Consider the following 16451-nt stretch of genomic DNA (forward strand, 5'->3'; position numbering starts at 1 on the left):
CGTCGCTATCTCCGGAGTCGAACCTTAGGCTGTGCCTGCTATTGGGGCGATCGCTGCGATAGGTTTGGCGGAGCGATGGGCAGTTCAGCCGCAATGTTGCTCAACCCAACGGAGTTCAGCAAATTTTGCCATTGGGTCACGATCGCCCCATCGGTGGGCTGGCGATAGGGGTCTGTGAGGCTGGCGATCGCCTCGTACCAGATGCCAGAGCGGGCATAGAGCGCGGGCAAATCGGCAGGGCTGGTCGTGGCGATCGCTGCGGCCAATTCCGCTGAAGGCTGCACACGCTGAATCCAGCTATCCACCACCAGGTTGCCCGACGGGTCGTTGGGGTCGCAAACCAGGGCAAAGCTCCAGTGATAATCGCGCCCGATTTCCAGGGGAGCCATGTTCGCTTCGGCAGGCAAGCTGATGCGGAGAATGCCAGACTGATTGCCCGTGCTGAAGCTGGTGCGATAGATTTCGGTGTCTTGGTCGTCGGTCAGGATTAGCTCGGCTGCGGCGGCTTTTTCAGCATAGGCAGCCGGAACGTAGACGAAAAAGGTGGGATATTCGCTGAGGGTATAGCCCAGGTTTTGTGCCGGAACGATAGCTGTGAGGCGGTTCTGTTCACCGGGAACTGCGCTTGTCCAACAGCCGCGAGTGCCGCCGCCTTCGCGCCGTCCGGGCAGGCCGCGGTTGGGGGGAACGTAGTCCTGCGCCAGCGCTGTGATGGGGACACTGCCGAGGGTGATGCCAAGGGCGATCGCCGCTAGAAAGGCTTTGGCGAGGGGTTTGCAAGCCGACTGTACCACAGCAGAGAAGAGAGACAAGCGTTTGGAGGGAAGGTGAATCATAGCAAGGATAGAGTGACGACAGAAGTCCGAGGCGAGAGAGGGAGGGCTAGAGGTGGCTGTACTGGTGGCTGTACTGGTGCTGTATTAGTGGCTGTACTGAGGAACGGGGCAAGCGATGCTGTCAGCACTTATTACTCCCAAATCCATTGATACACACTCAACCGCTAACCTCCAACGCCCCTCCAAATAGATTCACGATGGATGGGGGCCAGTCCGCAGTGAGCAGCACCTCATATCCGCTGCTTACGATTCTTATGCCAAATCTCGATAAATCTCGATGATTGATGCAGGGATTGATGCAGGCGCTTGACAGCGGAGAGATCAGGATGTGGGGTATGATGCGGCAGTTATCGCGGCCGTCAACGCGGTTATCGATGCGCTTATCAATTGCGGCTGTCAATGCGCTGGTCAATTACAACTGAGCCGGGACAATCAGCGGTATATTATTCGGTCAGAGTCAATATACCAAAGGGCACGTTACACCAGGAGCGGATATGAGCTTAGCCAATACACCCCAGGCGCTACATCCAGCAGCCCAAACGAGCCAGTGGCGGCTGCGTCCGGGCTATCTGAGCGAAGGAGATTCGGATTTTGAATCAGTGCATGTGCTGATTGGGCAGTTTTTGGCCGATCGCCATTCGCCTGACCCCCTACCCGATGACTCCCTCTTGACCGAAAACACCGAATTTCGATGGGGAGCGCAGAAACCCCTGGAAAAGGTGATTGCTTCCCAGGCAGAGCTAGATTTTTTGCTGCAACATCCGGCGCTGTTTCGCAGTGCGATCGCCATTATTGAACCCTGGGAACACGTCGGGCGAAACCCCCTCGGAGAAGGGGTGCGAGCTTCTCTCAACGTGGCCTACATCGCCCAGAAGATTGCCGATTGCGATTCCATCTTGTTCCCCATGTGGTCGTCGGGGCTGCTCGACCTGGATGTGGTGGTGCCGCTGATCACCGCTGGGCTGGCCGTCGTGGTAGAAGGCGGCGATCCGTCGGTTCGGGATGCCTCTACGTTTGATGGGGCCCAGTGTTCCCTGGAAGACCTGCATCGGCTGGTTGAGCGGCTGCTGATCTCGCGATCGCCCACCAGTGCGCTGGCGCTGTTCATCTGTCTGGGGCATCAATTGGCGGCGCAGGCGCATATTAACCTGATTAAACAAGCCGTCCGGGAGGTGCTAAGTCTGGACTCGCTGCCCCGCGATCCGGATGGAAAAATGCTAAAGGCTTTGCGGCGGGTGTGCCAGCGCATCGAAGCGATCGGCAGTTCGCTTAAGATTACCAAGCGCAATGGCCATGTGATTGCCGAGGGCTGGGATCATCCAGAGTTTGCGGTGGGGCCGAACGAACACAAGGAAGTGGGCGATCGCCAGCTTCATCACTACCAATCCCCCGATGGCGACGCGCAGGGCATTCCCGAAGAGCTAATCACTGCCCATGAAATCACCGCTGACCAGTACGAAGGCGTGATTGATACCGCCATTGAGTATGAGCGCGAAATCAACATCGCCATGTTTCACTCGGACGAGGTGAACGAAGAAGCCATCCTGTTTGCGAACTGGGCCTACCGACTGCTGCACGATGCCATGATTCCCTACCGCTCGGTGATTGCGGGGAGCCGTCTGGCGTGGCTGCTGAAGCTGCCGGATGCGGTGGAGATCCTGTGTTCCACGACGATCGGCGAGGAAGTTGTTACCGAGTGTTCTGCAACGTGCATCATCTATCGAGATTTTGAAAGCAAGCAGGTGCGCCGCTCGTTCACCTGCCAGTTTCACCCAGAGCTTCTATCAGATTTGCGGGCCGTGGGGCATTCTGCGCCGCCCAGCTATGCACAGCTGAAGGCCGACGATGGCGCACGGCTGTTTGCCCGCCTGCTGTACGAAGGGATGCAGGAATAGACCGCAGCAAGACTGCTCAGGCCTGATTGCCTAAGCCTGAATGCGTAAGCCTAAATGCGCGCGAATGGCGGCCAGTGCGGAGGGTGCTGGACGCTAGCCCTGTTCTGGAAGGACTGGAAGGCTGGGAACCGTCGGGAAGCGCTTGGGCAGCAGCGCATATCCCCAACCCACCAGGCGACGCAGAAATTTAGAGAGACTCTGGGGACGGGCGATCGCCCACACATTTAGCCCCAGGCAGAGGCCGCCCAGCCCCGTCAGCACAAAGGTCGGCAGCATCACCACGCCCACCACAAACCAGGTAAGGATGTGCAGAAGCATGAGGACGGCGTAAAGGCTGGCAGCGCTAGTAATCCAGCGGATGGTTGAACGGGGGCGATTGCAGCCGACAAAGATTAAGGTTTGCAGCGTTGCCAGCAGGTTTGCCGGAACCAGCATCGCGCAGATCGCGAGACAGTATGTACGCGAAAAGTCGCCCATTGCCCCAAAGGTGGCGAGGTCAGACGGGGCGATCGCCGAGTGCATTGCAGCGGAATGAACCATGCCCAAAGGCAGTGCGCCCAGGTCAGATGCGGGGGCAAGCAGCGAAGCACCCGATAGCACGGCTGAGAATAGGTCGATGGCAGACATTTCTAAAAACCAGGAAATCCCAAATACAAGAGGGGCGTTTGCAACGGGTTTCCGCAGAAGAATCGCCGCTAGCAGCACCTACCCTTTGAGGCCAGGTTACCCGATCTAACAAGGCGATGAGCCAATACTCACAAATTTGTAAACAACTGAGACATTTGAGTGACATTTAAGCTAAGTCACCAAGCCAGCCATCAAGCCAGCGCCAGGGCCCCTTTTAGCTCAAAAATTTTCTCGATCACTTCCGCCACGATGCGATCGGGGGTGGAGGCTCCGGAGGTGATGCCGACGGTGATGGGCCCGTCGGGCAGCCAGTTTTCGGTGACGGTCAGGTCATGGTGCAGCGGCTTGTGTTCGACGCGGTTGCCGGGCCCGATGCGATCGCCACTGTCGATGTGGTAGGACGGAATGCTGCGATCGATGGCGATTTCTTGCAGGTGCGTCGTGTTGGAGGAATTGTAGCCGCCGACGACCACCATCAGGTCTAGGGGCGCGTCTACTAGGTCATACATGGCATCCTGCCGTTCCTGCGTCGCGTCGCAGATGGTATTGAAGGCGAGGAAGTGCTGATTCAGTTGGTCGGGGCCGTATTTCTGCATCATGGTGCGTTCAAACAGCTTGCCGATTTGCTCCGTTTCGCCCTTGAGCATGGTGGTCTGGTTGGCGATGCCGACGCACTCTAGGTCGCGGTCAGGGTCAAAGCCGTCGGAATAGGCGTTTTTGAACTTGGCGAGAAATTCCTGGCGATCGCCCCCTCGCAAAATATAATCCGCTACGTACTGCGCCTGCTCCAGATTCAGCACAATCAGGTACGTCCCAGCAAAGGAACTGGTGGCGATCGTCTCTTCGTGGTTGTATTTGCCGTGGATGATGGAGGTGTAGTCATTTTTCTTGTGCTTTTCCACCGAGTTCCACACCTTCGACACCCAGGGACAGGTCGTATCTACGATCGTGCAGCCTTTGTCGTTGAGCAACTGCATTTCCTGGACGCTTGCGCCAAAGGCGGGCAAAATTACCACGTCGCCCGACTCAATGCCGGAAAAGTCTTTCTGTCCATCAGCCACCGGGATAAACTGCACCTGCATGTCTCGCAAACGCTGGTTTACAGACGGGTTGTGGATGATTTCGTTGGTAATCCAGATGCGTTCTGTGGGGAAGTGCTGCCGCGTTTCGTAGGCCATGGCCACCGCCCGCTCTACGCCCCAGCAAAAACCGAAGGCCTGGGCCAGCCGAATCGTCACGTCGCCCCGCGTGAGGGTATAGCCGTTGTCGCGGATCTGCTGGATCAGGTCACTCTGATATTCCGACTGCATCTGCCCGGAGACTTCTGCGTCGTGGCCGAAGCCCTTGCGGTGATAGTTTTCGGAGTTGTTGAGCGATCGCTTAAATGCTTTGGTATCCATACCCGCTGGCGCGCTGCTTGCTGGTGTACTTGCTGCTGGGAAAGCTGCTGTGAAAAATGTGAAAAATTGAACGTGCGCCGAGGCGCGTATTTTTACCCTAACAGACAAGCGGCGCATTCCAGCAACGTTCTCGCCGATTCCCTTGCTGATTCCCTCGCCTATTCCACCTGGCGCTCCACCGTTGCCTCCATCAGGCTAGAGAGGTAGTGGCCAGACATAATGCTGCTGGAAAGGCAGTAAGTGTTTTCGCCCAGGCGACGCAGCGTTTCAAAGCCCGTGCGACGCTGGCGATCGCCCAACACCCAGTAGCGCTGCACAATGGACTCCGGCGCGATCCAGCCCTCGCCCTCGACGCGGCCCAGCTCGCTGTGTTGCAGAACAAAGGTGTACTGGCGATCGCTGTCGTTAAACCGCCCGCGATACTTGAAGGTAATCTTGTCGCGTTCGACGGTGGGAAACTCCAACTGCGTCACCATGTCGTACCAGTTGTCGCGTCCCCATACGACAAGGATCTTGCCCTTGACTGGCAGCAGCATGGCATCCCGATCGAGCCAGCTTCCCTGCAACAGCCAGCGACCTGCTTCCATCAAAAACGTGTGGGACACGGCACCCATTCCTCTGTCGCGCGATCGCGCCTTGCAGTGTTGCACATGCTTCTCTGGCAGCCGTATGAACTCGCACAGAGCATCTGCATGGCGATCGATCGTAACACGCGATTATCGGCGTGCCAGGTGAATTTCGCCGAGAAGGGCGGGAGCGGCAGCACCTGTCACGTCCGGGAAATTACCTGGAAAATTTTGCCAGCGCCAATGGGCTAAAACGGCAAAGGCGATCGCCTCCTTAAAGTCAGCATGGAGTCCCACTTCATCAGTGGTCAAGACGGGGATGGGATCGAGCAGAGCAGCAAGGCGCGATCGCAGGTAGCCATTGCGACTGCCGCCGCCGCAAAGCAGCACCTGGTCGGGCATGTGTGGCAAAAAGGCGCGGTAGCTGTGAACGATAGAGGCAGCCGTCAGTTCCGTTAGCGTTGCCAGCGTGTCTGCATCGCTCAGCCCACGCTCAGCCGCATCCGCCAAACAGCGCCGCCCATACTCCGCTCCAAACAGTTCCCGCCCGGTTGATTTGGGCGGCGGCAGGTGAAAGTAGGGGTCTTGCAGCCATTGATGGACGAGTTCTAGACAGGGCTGCCCCGATGCGGCCCAGGCTCCGTTCTGGTCGTAGGGCTGTGTGCCGCCCGAAAGCTGATGCACTGCCCAGTCCAGCAGCGCATTCCCCGGCCCCGTGTCCCAGCCCAGCAGCGCATTCCCCGGCCCCGTGTCCCAGCCCAGCAGCGCCGAAACTGTCTCCGCAGGCTGGACGGGCTTGGACGCTGAACCGCATATCTCTGGCAGCACAGGCGCATGGCGCAACACCTGATGGCGCAGGGGCAAAAACGCCACATTGCCGATGCCGCCGATATTCTGCACACAGCGGGTCAACGTTGGATGAGACAGCAGCGCTGCATCGACGGGGGGAACCAGCGGCGCACCCTGACCGCCCAGGGCGATATCTGCTGCCCGGAAGTTGCTGATTGTGTGGATGCCTGTGATGTGGGCAATGAGGGAGCCGCGCCCCAACTGGAGGCTATAGCCAAGGCCGGAGGCAGCGGGTATTAGCGAAGGCTGGGAAGACTGGGACGACTCGATTGCATCGGCGAGCCTGGCCCCCGGCGGACGGTGAAATACGGTCTGTCCGTGGGAGCCGATCAGGTCGGCAGGGGGATGGCCGGCTTGCACCTGGCGGGCGGCCTGGGCAAAGCAGTGGGCGATCGCATCATCCAGACTTGCCAACTCAGCCATCGACAGCGGCGCTCCGGCGCAGACTTCTAAGATGTGCGATCGCAGGTCTGGCGGGTAGGGAAGCGTGATGCCATTCAGCAGCGTGATGCGAAGGTTCCAACCCGCGCCCTCCGTTTCCACCAGCGCGGCATCGATGCCATCGACGGAGGTTCCGCTGATCAGGCCAATGATTCGCATTTGCGGCTTCCCTTAGGATGAAGTGGATAAAGAGGGTGAAGTTTCCAGTCGCAATTACACGGGCAGATGCTCAATGCCCCGGTTTGCGCCGATCACGACCATGAGTTCACCCTTGCGGAGGCGCATTGAGGGAATGGGGTTCACCTCAAATTTGCCATTTTGCGACAGCGCCAGCACGCTGACACCGTAGCGCGATCGCAGATCGAGTTCCACAATGCTCTTGCCGTCAAACTCTTCGGGCACGACCAGTTCCACGATGCTGTTGTCGGGGTCGATCTCAAACCGATCTAGCACGCCGGGCCGAGTGAGCGATCGCGCTAGGGTGCAGCCCATTTCATGCTCTGGAAACACCACATGGTCGGCTCCGACTCGGCGCAGCAGCTTCCCATGCACCTCCGTCGAGGCCTTGGCAACGACATAGCGCACGCCGCCCTCTTTGATGTTGAGCGTGGTAATGATGCTTTCCTGGATGTAGTTGCCGATGGCAATGATCACCGTGTCAAAGTCGTAAACCCCTGCTTCTTTGAGGGCTGAGGGATCGGTCGAGTCGAGGGTTAGTGCATGAGCGACGATTTCATCCGATAGGGCCTGCTCGACCAGGCGTTCTTCGGAGTCGATGCCCAGCACCTCATAGCCCAGATTGTGGAGGGTCATGCACACCGCCCGCCCAAACCGCCCCAGCCCGATAACGGCATACTGGCGAGTGCCGCCGCGCAAATTGCGAAAAAAACTGAGCGACGAAAGATTCACAATGCCTCCAAATTAGATTTCTAAAAAATACGGGTTTTCAAACGCAAGCGGCATTGCTGGGCGCAGGGCAAACCGGGACGACTAACCAACTAGCAGGTTTTCTTGGGGATAGTTGATCGAGCTGGGTTTGGGATCGCCCAGCAATGCCAGCATCAGCATCAGCACGCCCACCCGCCCGACATACATGGTGATAATCAGCACGACTTTGGACAGGGCAGACACGCTAGCAGTGATGCCTGTAGACAGACCCACCGTGGCAAACGCAGACACCGCCTCAAACAAGACGAGCGTAAATTCAATACTGGGATCGGCCAGGGTGATCAGCACGGTAGCGAGGATTACCGTCATCACGGAGCCAAACACGACGCCGATCGCTTTGATCAGCAGAGTGTTTGGAATCTGGCGGCGATAGCAAAGGACTTCTTCTTTGCCGCGCAGCACGGCCCGCGTGCATTCAAACAAGATCCGCATAGTCGTGGTCTTGATGCCGCCGCCCGTGCTGCCGGGGCTTGCGCCGACAAACATGAGCGCGATCGTGATGAATAGCCCGGTAGTGGTCATGCGTCCATAGTCGATGGTGTTGAATCCGGCGGTGCGCGGTGTGACGGACATAAACCAGGACACTAGAAACTTAGCAGGAGCATCTAGCTGGCCAAGCGTGTTGGGATTGCGAAACTCTGCTCCTAGAAACCCAACAAATCCCAGTAGCAGCAATGCCAAGGTGGTGCTAGTGGCGACTTTGAAGTTGAGCGAAAAGCAGGTGCGATTGGGCTTGCCTTTGAGGCGATCGCGCCCCCAAAAAAACACCTCCATCATCACCTGATAGCCAATGCCGCCCAAAATAATCAGCGCTGTAATGATCAGGTTAATTGGGACTGACGTGGCGTAGCTGATCAAACTGTCTGGAAATAGGCCAAACCCGGCATTGTTGAAGGCGCTGACGCTGTGAAACAGAGCCAGCCACAGACTGCGCCCCGTGCTGTAGGTTTGAGAAAAAACGCTGAACATGGCGATCGCCCCCATCAGCTCGATCAGCAGCGTCAGCGCCACAATCGACTTGACCAACTGCACCGCGCCAGACAGTTCTTCAATATCGAGCGTCTGCTGAAGCGCCACCTTGTCGCGCAGCCCAAACCTGCGACCCAGCAACAGCAGCAAAATGGTGGTGGCCGTCATATAGCCCAGCCCGCCGAGCTGGATAAGCAGCAACACACAAAACTGCCCAAATCCAGAAAAATACGTGCCTGTATCTACCACAACCAACCCCGTCACGCAGACTGCGGAGGTGGAAGTGAACAGCGCCGTCAGCACGTCGCCCCATTGTCCGCTCTGCAAAGAAATGGGTAGCGTCAACAGTCCAGTGCCAACCAGAATTAGCGCCAAAAACCCCAGACAAATCGTGCGTGGAACAGTCATCATACGTGGTGCAGCGGTTGGGGATACGGTCTGGGGTGAAGTAATGAGCGGATGGACTGGCTATCCATTGGCAGAATTGCAATCCTTTTATACAGTAATACCGCTCGTGATCTCGTGAAGCCATGCCAAAAACTCTACAGCAGCAAATTCAGACTTTTTATGATGCCTCGTCGGGGCTATGGGAACAGGTGTGGGGCGAGCATATGCACCACGGGTATTATGGGCCCGCAGGCACCGAGCGCAAAGAGCGGCGGCAGGCCCAAATCGACCTGATCGAAGAACTGTTGCACTGGGGCGGCGTGTCTAAGGCAACGGCGATTCTCGATGTGGGCTGCGGCATTGGGGGCAGTTCGCTGTATCTGGCAGAAAAATTTGGGGCAGCGGCAACGGGCATTACCCTCAGTCCTGTGCAGGCGCGACGGGCGACTGAACGGGCAGCGGCGGCCGGCCTGGGCGATCGCACTCAGTTTCAGGTGGCCGATGCGCTGAAGATGCCCTTTGCCGACGGCAGGTTTGACCTGGTGTGGTCGATGGAAAGCGGTGAACATATGCCCGACAAGCTCCAGTTTTTGAAAGAGTGCCATCGCGTGCTGAAACCCGGCGGCACGTTTCTAATGGCGACCTGGTGCCACCGGCCGATTAACGAATCGCCGCTGACCCAGGAAGAGCAGGCCCACCTAGAGAAGATTTATCGCGTCTATCGGCTGCCCTATGTCATTTCGCTGGCGGAATATGAGGCGATCGCCCACAATCTAGGCTACCAAAACCTCCGCACCGCCGACTGGTCGCCCGCCGTCGCGCCTTTCTGGGACGAGGTGGTGCGCTCTGCTATCTCCCCCGCTGCTGTCGTGGGGCTATTGCGGGCCGGCTGGGGCACGATGCAGGCGGCGCTGTCGATGGGGCTGATGCAGTCGGGCTATCGGCGCGGGCTGGTGCGATTTGGCGTGCTGGCAGGCGTGAAGGAATAGCCAAAAGTTGCACATCCCGTCTATCCCCAATCCACAATCCAAAATCCCAAACGGATCGGAACACTGTGATTGCGCTAACGCTCCCCTACGCCAGCCCCCATTGCCAGAGCAAAAAGGCATACTCAAACGCAGCTTCTTTGATGCGCTCGTAGCGGCCGGATGCGCCGCTGTGGCCTGCGCCCATGTTGGTTTTTAACAGCAGCACGTTTGAGTCGGTCTTGAGGGCGCGGAGCTTGGCTGTCCATTTGGCAGGTTCCCAGTAGGAGACACGGGGGTCGTTGAGGCCGGCGGTGACCAGCATAGCGGGATAGTCCTGGGCGGTCACGTTGTCGTAGGGCGAGTAGGACTTCATGTAGTGATAAAAGGCGGGGTCGTTGGGGTTGCCCCATTCTTCCCATTCCATCACCGACAGGGGCAGCGACGGGTCGAGGATCGTCGTCACCACGTCCACAAAGGGCACATCGGCGATCGCCACTCGAAACAGATCCGGCCGCAGGTTTACCACCGCGCCCACCAGCAGCCCCCCCGCGCTGCCGCCCGTAATCGCTAGGTGCTGCGGCGAAGTCCAGCCCCGGTCGATCAAATGCTCGGCGCAGGCAATGAAGTCGGTAAAGGTGTTTTTCTTATTCAAGAACTTGCCGTCTTCGTACCACTTGCGCCCCAGTTCGGCCCCGCCCCGGATGTGGGCGATCGCCATCACTACGCCCCGGTCGAGCAGGGAAAGCCGGGTAGAAGAAAACGAGTCGGGGTAGCTATAGCCGTAGGAACCGTAGCCCGTCAGCAGCAGCGGGTGTGGCTCCGTCGGCTGGAGGTCTTTGCGATAGACCAGCGACAGCGGAATCGGCGTGCCGTCGGGGGCGATCGCCTCTAGCCGCTGGCTGACGTACTGGGTCTTGTCATAGCCACCCAGCACGGGAGTTTCTTTTTTCAACTCGCGATCGCGCGTCTCCAGGTCATAGTCAAACACCGACCAGGGCGTGACCAGCGAGGTGTAGTTAAACCGCAGCGTATTGGTATCGTACTCCGGATTTGCGCCCTCGCCAATTTCGTAGGTCGGCTCTGGAAAGGTGATGTAATGCTCGTCGCCGCTGGGCATGTGGCGCACGCGCACCGTCTCTAGCCCGCCCTGCCGCTCGTAAATCACCAGATGTCGCGCAAAGGCGCTGACCCCGGTGATCATGACCGTTTCGCGGTGGGGAATCACGGTTTCCCAGTTCTCTCGACTGGGACGGCTGACGGGGGCCCGCAGGAGTTGGAAGTTGATCGCGTCCTGATTGGTGGTGATGTAGAAGTATTCGCCGTGGTGTTCCACGTAGTATTCCACACCGGGCGATCGCGCTTGAATTAGCTTGAACTCGCCCGTTGGATTATTGGCATCCAAGAAGTGAACTTCAGAAGTCACTTTGCTATTCAAACTGAGCAGCAAATAGGCTTCACTCGCCGTCTTGCCAATGCCCAAATGGTAGGCATCATCGGGTTCATGAAACACCAGCACATCCTGGTCTATGGGTGTGCCCAGAGTATGGCGAAATAGCTTGTGCGGGCGATGTGCTGCGTCTACCTGAGTGTAGAACACGGTGCGGCTGTCGTTGCCCCAGACAAACGAATAGTAGGTATCGGGAATCGACTCGGCATATAGTTCGCGGGTTGCCAAATCCAGAAAATATAGCGTGAACAATTCCGCGCCGTTCGTGTCGATGGAATAGGCCAGCAGCCGATGGTCGGGGCTAACCTGCAACACGCCCAAGTCGAAATATTCGTGCCCCTCTGCCAGCAAATTCTCATCCAGCAGCACCTCTTCCGGCGCGTCCAGGCTGCCCTTTTTGCGACAAAAAATAGAGTAGGCTTTCCCTTCCTCGGTGCGGCTGTAGTAGTAATAATCGCCCTTGCGATAGGGCACTGATAAGTCCGTTTCCTGAATTCGCCCCAGAATCTCGTCATACAGCTTGGTCTGCAAGTCGGTGGTGGGCTGCATGACGGCTTCGGTGTAGGCGTTCTCCGCCTCCAGGTATGCCATCACGGCCGGATCATCCCGATCGCGCATCCAGTAATAGTCATCGACCCGCTCATCGCCGTGTGCTGTCAGCACTTGGGGGCGTTTTTCAGCAATTGGGGGCTGGAGGGTCGTAAGGGCTTCACGGGAAGAAAATCGGCTCATAGGGGTATAACGGTCGTCCCTGATTCAAGGATGGGGCAGTGAAATCCTTTGGAATTCTCTTTGCTCAGTTTAGACTTTTCTAAGGGTTTGCCCAAGATTTTTGGGACAAAGCAGGGCGATTTCTTGAAGGATTTAGCATTTAAGCCTACCTGCTTTATCAAGGCTTCTAAAATATCAGGAATAGGATTCAGAAAGCTCAGGGATCTATGGCTTAACTCTTGATTTTTGTGCATGATTTTTGTGCAATCAGTGATTTTAAGTCCAGAGCGTGTGAGTGGTTACAGAGTTTGAATGATTGTGCTGTTTGAGGGTCCAGGGCTTGGGGTGCCTGCGGAGTTGCGGCGATCGCTCGAAGCGTCGGGGGCGATCGCCGAGATTTTGGGCTTTCCGGTGTGGGCGATCGCAACGGACGGATCTGGTGCAGCCGAAGCGCTGGCCGCCATTCCAGCCCAGCCCCAGCCGACCGCCGCCTTCTGGCTTGCGCCGCCGACCACTGCCTTCCGCTATGGTGAACTGTTCGCCGCTGCCCACGCCAAGAACCTGCACCTGCCCAACACCCCCGCCCAGCACCAGCTTGCTCAAGAATTTCACCGCGCCTATCCGCTCCTAAAGGATCTGACCCCGGCCAGCATCGTGCTAGAGCAGCCAGACGCAGTTGAGGGGGCGATCGCCCAACTCGGCTTACCACTGGTCTTTCAGCGCAGCGGATCGGTGGCGGTGTTGCAAGACTGGCAGCGGGCGTTGGCGTTAGCCTTGCGGAGCAGCATCGCCAAAACGCCAGCGCAAGCACGACGCATCGCAGCAGACTTATTCAACCAGGAATTAAACCAGGAACCTAGCCAGGAACTCAGCCAGGAGCCGTGCCAGCCAGTCCTGGCCCGCCAGTGGGTTAACCTGCGCCATCACCACACCACGCCCGCCGGATTTCCCCTGGGGCGCGAGTTTCGCGTGGTGTTGTACGATCGAGCGATCCTCACCTATGGCTATGCCTGGCCAGGTGACGACCCCGGCCGCTGGCTCTCGGTCGAAGAAGAAAAAGCGATGTTTGCCGTGGCTTTTGCCGTTGCCGAACGGCTAGACGTGCCGCTGCTGGGGGTCGATATCGCCCAGACCCAGAGCGGCGAGTGGATCGCGCTAAAAACCGTCGATCCGCAGTTTGTTGGGTCGCCCCAACTTCCGCTCGTCCACTTCTGGCAGCAGTTGGGGATTACGAATGAAATGATTGAGAAACGGTCGCGCCAAGTGGTGAACTCCGCAGACGCATCGGCGGATTTGAATCTCCCCTAAAAAGTCTGGTATGGTCTGGGAAAAAAGTCAGCATTTTGCTCCAGATGCCTGTTTAGAAAGCAATGTGCAGCTTTCAATCTGCCCTCATCCCCCAGCCCCTTCTCCCAGGTCGGGAGAAGGGGAGCAAGAGAGGCTTGAAGTCTCTCTCCTGCTCTGGGCTTGAGCTTAAAGCCTTCGGCGTACCAGAAAAAGGGGAGGGGGATCAGCAAAGTTGCATATCCCGTATTTGGACATCAATAAGATTGCTTTAGATTGCTTTAGAAATTTTTCTGAAAACCGGCGAGGCGGTCAGCATGAGCCAACGGAGAAGGGCGACGCGCGGGATGCAGAGGGGCAGGCTCCTGCCGGAGATGCAGCAATGGCGGCGGGGCTGGCATCGGCTCCTGTGCCTGGGGCTGGGGCTGTTGACCGTGGGGCTATGCATGGTGCTGCCGCTGCGGCCGGGCTGGGGACAAGCCGTGAACCCAGCAGCCCAGGTGCAACAGGGCATTGACCGCTATCGCCAGGGGGATTATTTGGGGGCGATCGCCCTCTGGGAAGCCGTGCGCGACACCTACCGCCAGCAGCCCAACCCTGCCCACGAAGCCATCCTCACTGAAAACCTGGCCCGGGCCCGGCAGGCCATCGGGCAGCAGACCGACGCGCTGAGCCTGTGGCAAACGGCAGGGAACACCTATCGCCAGCTTGCGGCCCAGCAGCCCGATCGCGCGGTGGACTATACCGCCCGCTGGGGGCGATCGCTCACAGAGCAGGCGCAGATTTACAACCGCATAGGGCAATATCGCAAAGCCGTAGCGCTGCTGTGTGGCGAGGAACCTCGGAGTGCCAAGGGCGGCTGCGGGGAGGAAAGCGCCGTGGCGATCGCCCAGCACACCGCAGACCACCGAGGCGAGTCTGCTGCCTGGGGCAGCCTGGGGCAGGCCCATCGGCTGATGGGCAATGATGACTCGTCCAAGGCGGCGCTAGACCGGGCCCTTAGCTTAGCCAGAACGCTGAACGACCGGACGCTGTTGGCGGCGACCTACAGCAACCTAGGAGCGCTGAAAACCCGACAGGCGGTGGTGCGCTATCGGCAGGCCAATTCGGCAGAGCCGCTGGGCGACGTGCAGCGAGCCAACCGCCTGCGAGACGAGGGGCGATCGCTCGACCAGTCCGCCCTCCAGGACTTTCAGCAAAGCCTCGACCTGGCAACCCAGCCCACCGAGCGGCTGCGGGCGCTGCTGGATGCGATTCCCGCCTACGACCGCACGGGCAATGTCGCAGCAGCCCAAAATGCGCGTCAGTCCGTCAAAGCCCTGCTGAATCAGCTTCCGACCAGTCAGGATACGCTGCTGGCCGCCCTCGACTGGGTGCGCCTGCTGATGCCCGCTTCGCCCCAGCAGCCGATTGCCCGCAGCCAGTGTTTGCCCCCCGCTGCAAATCCTGGGGTGGACTCTGGAGCGAATTTTGGGCTGAATTCTAGGGTGAATACTGGTGCGAATTCCAGAACGAATCCTGGGGCGAATGATGACGCGAAAGAGATGCTGAACTCAGTCGCGAGTGCAGCCGAGAGGCTGGGCGATCGCCGTTCGCTCTCCTTTGCGCTAGGAGAACTGGGACACTGGCACGAATGTCAAAAAGAATACCAAAAAGCACTGGATATCACGCAGGATGCCCGCCTTGCCGCAGAATATGAATACGACAGCCGCTACCTCTGGGAATGGCAAACGGGACGCATTTTGCAGGCGCAAGGGCAAACAACGGAATCCATCGCGGCCTACGAGCGGGCGATCGCCACGCTAGAAATCATCCGCGACGATATCCTAGTCGCCAACCGCGATATCCAGTTCGATTTTCGAGACTCCATCGACCCGGTATATCGCGAGCTAGTGGCGCTGCGACTGAAGCAGGGCAAGCCGTCGGAGCTACTGCCGCCCGCCAGCACCGACCGTCCCGACACCCTCAGCCGCGCCCTGGGGACGCTCGATTCCCTGAAACTAGCCGAATTGCAAAACTACTTCGGAGACGACTGCGTGTTGACCTCGCGCAATGTGGATCTGACGGTGGCGCAAAAGCTGCTGACGGAGGGCGATCGCACGGCAGTCATTAGCACTGTGGTTTTGGACGATCAGACTGCCGTTTTGCTGACGCTGCCCAATGGCGATCGCCAGTACGAGTGGATCAACACCGACCGCCAAACCCTGCGCGATGAAATCAACGCCTACCGTCGCGGGCTGGAAGTGGACTTTCGCGCCTACGATCCGCAGCCTGCCCAACGGCTATATGACCAGATCATCCGCCCGTTTGAAGCGCTGTTCCAGCAGCAGCAGGTAGAAACGCTGTCCTTTGTGCAGGACGACATTTTGCGGAGTGTGCCCATGTCAGCGCTGCACGATGGTACGCAGTTTTTGATCCAGAAGTATGCGATCGCCTATACGCCCAGCCTGCAACTCACCAGCCCCGTCCCCCTCGACCGGGGAAATCTCCGCGCCCTCGCCGCCGGCCTCACCGATGCCAGCCCGCCCGACAGCGAGGCGGGTGGTTTTTCCCCACTGTTTTATGTCAGCGAAGAACTGGACGCAATTCTGGCCGAACTGCCCCGCAGCCGGACGCTAACGGGCAGCGCATTCCGGCTCGATAACCTGGCACAAACGCTGTTCTCGAACAATTTTCCGATTTTGCACATCGCCACCCACGGCATCTTTGGCACTGAGGCAGAAGACACGTTCCTGGTCACGGCTGACCCGCCCGAAAACAAGCTGACCCTCAACCAGCTTGATCGGCTCTTGCGGGGGGTCGATCCAAACCGCCCAGTGCAGTTGCTCTCGCTCACAGCCTGCACCACCGCCGTCGGCGACGACCGCGCAGCCTTGGGGCTGGCCGGTGTCGCGGCCCAGGCGGGCGTTCGCAGCGTGCTGGCCTCGCTCTGGTTTGTCAACGATGCCGCCACCTCTGACTTGATTAAAGGCTTCTATGCAGATTTGAAAAACCCAAGCTTGAGCAAAGCCAAAGCTCTACAGCAGGCGCAAATCCAGCTAATCGAGTCCGGCGGCAAGTTTGCCCGGCCGGCCTACTGGGCCCCGTTTATCTTGGTGGGGAACTGGCTGTAACTTTAGTTTG

At 58.5% G+C, this 16451-nt stretch carries 12 protein-coding genes; 4 read left to right on the forward strand and 8 right to left on the reverse strand.

Annotated elements, in window-relative coordinates:
* Nucleotides 1–38: 38 nt before the first annotated feature.
* Nucleotides 39–812: a DUF928 domain-containing protein gene (locus HPC62_RS08020; RefSeq protein ID WP_172354667.1), complete on the reverse strand. Its 774-nt coding sequence runs from the start codon at nt 810–812 to the stop codon at nt 39–41.
* Between the two features lie 518 nt (nt 813–1330).
* Between HPC62_RS08020 and HPC62_RS08025 the strand changes: the two genes are divergently transcribed.
* The gene (locus tag HPC62_RS08025) at nt 1331–2731 is read left to right on the forward strand and encodes a type 1 glutamine amidotransferase family protein (RefSeq protein WP_172354669.1); all 1401 of its coding nucleotides are present in this window, start codon (nt 1331–1333) and stop codon (nt 2729–2731) included.
* A 93-nt stretch (nt 2732–2824) separates the two neighbouring features.
* Here HPC62_RS08025 and HPC62_RS23070 read toward each other — a convergent pair whose 3' ends face one another.
* The 6 genes from HPC62_RS23070 to HPC62_RS08055 all read right to left on the reverse strand — a co-directional run bounded on the left by HPC62_RS23070 (nt 2825) and on the right by HPC62_RS08055 (nt 8939).
* The gene (locus HPC62_RS23070; RefSeq protein WP_216655342.1) at nt 2825–3358 is read right to left on the reverse strand and encodes a hypothetical protein; all 534 of its coding nucleotides are present in this window, start codon (nt 3356–3358) and stop codon (nt 2825–2827) included.
* A 191-nt stretch (nt 3359–3549) separates the two neighbouring features.
* On the reverse strand, nt 3550–4758 hold the full coding sequence (locus HPC62_RS08035) for a 4-hydroxy-3-methylbut-2-enyl diphosphate reductase (protein WP_172354671.1): 1209 nt from the start codon (nt 4756–4758) through the stop codon (nt 3550–3552).
* 158 nt (nt 4759–4916) lie between these two features.
* Nucleotides 4917–5363, reverse strand: coding sequence for a hypothetical protein (locus tag HPC62_RS08040; RefSeq protein WP_172358835.1), 447 nt, complete (start codon nt 5361–5363; stop codon nt 4917–4919).
* Nucleotides 5364–5474: 111 nt separating this feature from the next.
* A complete protein-coding gene (locus tag HPC62_RS08045; protein WP_172354673.1) occupies nt 5475–6773 on the reverse strand; it encodes an anhydro-N-acetylmuramic acid kinase in 1299 nt (432 codons plus the stop codon).
* Nucleotides 6774–6827: 54 nt separating this feature from the next.
* Nucleotides 6828–7523, reverse strand: a complete 696-nt coding sequence (locus tag HPC62_RS08050) for a potassium channel family protein (RefSeq protein ID WP_172354675.1) — start codon at nt 7521–7523, stop codon at nt 6828–6830.
* Nucleotides 7524–7604: 81 nt separating this feature from the next.
* On the reverse strand, nt 7605–8939 hold the full coding sequence (locus tag HPC62_RS08055; RefSeq protein WP_172358836.1) for a TrkH family potassium uptake protein: 1335 nt from the start codon (nt 8937–8939) through the stop codon (nt 7605–7607).
* A 122-nt stretch (nt 8940–9061) separates the two neighbouring features.
* Here HPC62_RS08055 and HPC62_RS08060 point away from each other — a divergent pair, with 122 nt between their 5' ends.
* Nucleotides 9062–9907 (forward strand): methyltransferase domain-containing protein, encoded by an 846-nt coding sequence (locus HPC62_RS08060; RefSeq protein ID WP_172354677.1) that lies wholly within the window; start codon nt 9062–9064, stop codon nt 9905–9907.
* Between the two features lie 85 nt (nt 9908–9992).
* Here the strand turns inward: HPC62_RS08060 and HPC62_RS08065 are convergent, their stop codons facing one another.
* The gene (locus HPC62_RS08065; RefSeq protein ID WP_172354679.1) at nt 9993–12065 is read right to left on the reverse strand and encodes a S9 family peptidase; all 2073 of its coding nucleotides are present in this window, start codon (nt 12063–12065) and stop codon (nt 9993–9995) included.
* Nucleotides 12066–12356: 291 nt separating this feature from the next.
* Between HPC62_RS08065 and HPC62_RS08070 the strand changes: the two genes are divergently transcribed.
* Nucleotides 12357–13352, forward strand: a complete 996-nt coding sequence (locus tag HPC62_RS08070; RefSeq protein WP_172354681.1) for an ATP-grasp domain-containing protein — start codon at nt 12357–12359, stop codon at nt 13350–13352.
* A gap of 293 nt (nt 13353–13645) precedes the next feature.
* Nucleotides 13646–16441: a CHAT domain-containing protein gene (locus HPC62_RS08075; RefSeq protein WP_172354683.1), complete on the forward strand. Its 2796-nt coding sequence runs from the start codon at nt 13646–13648 to the stop codon at nt 16439–16441.
* Nucleotides 16442–16451: the final 10 nt, after the last annotated feature.

The organism is Thermoleptolyngbya sichuanensis A183, from assembly GCF_013177315.1.
GTDB classification, from domain to species: domain Bacteria; phylum Cyanobacteriota; class Cyanobacteriia; order Elainellales; family Elainellaceae; genus Thermoleptolyngbya; species Thermoleptolyngbya sichuanensis.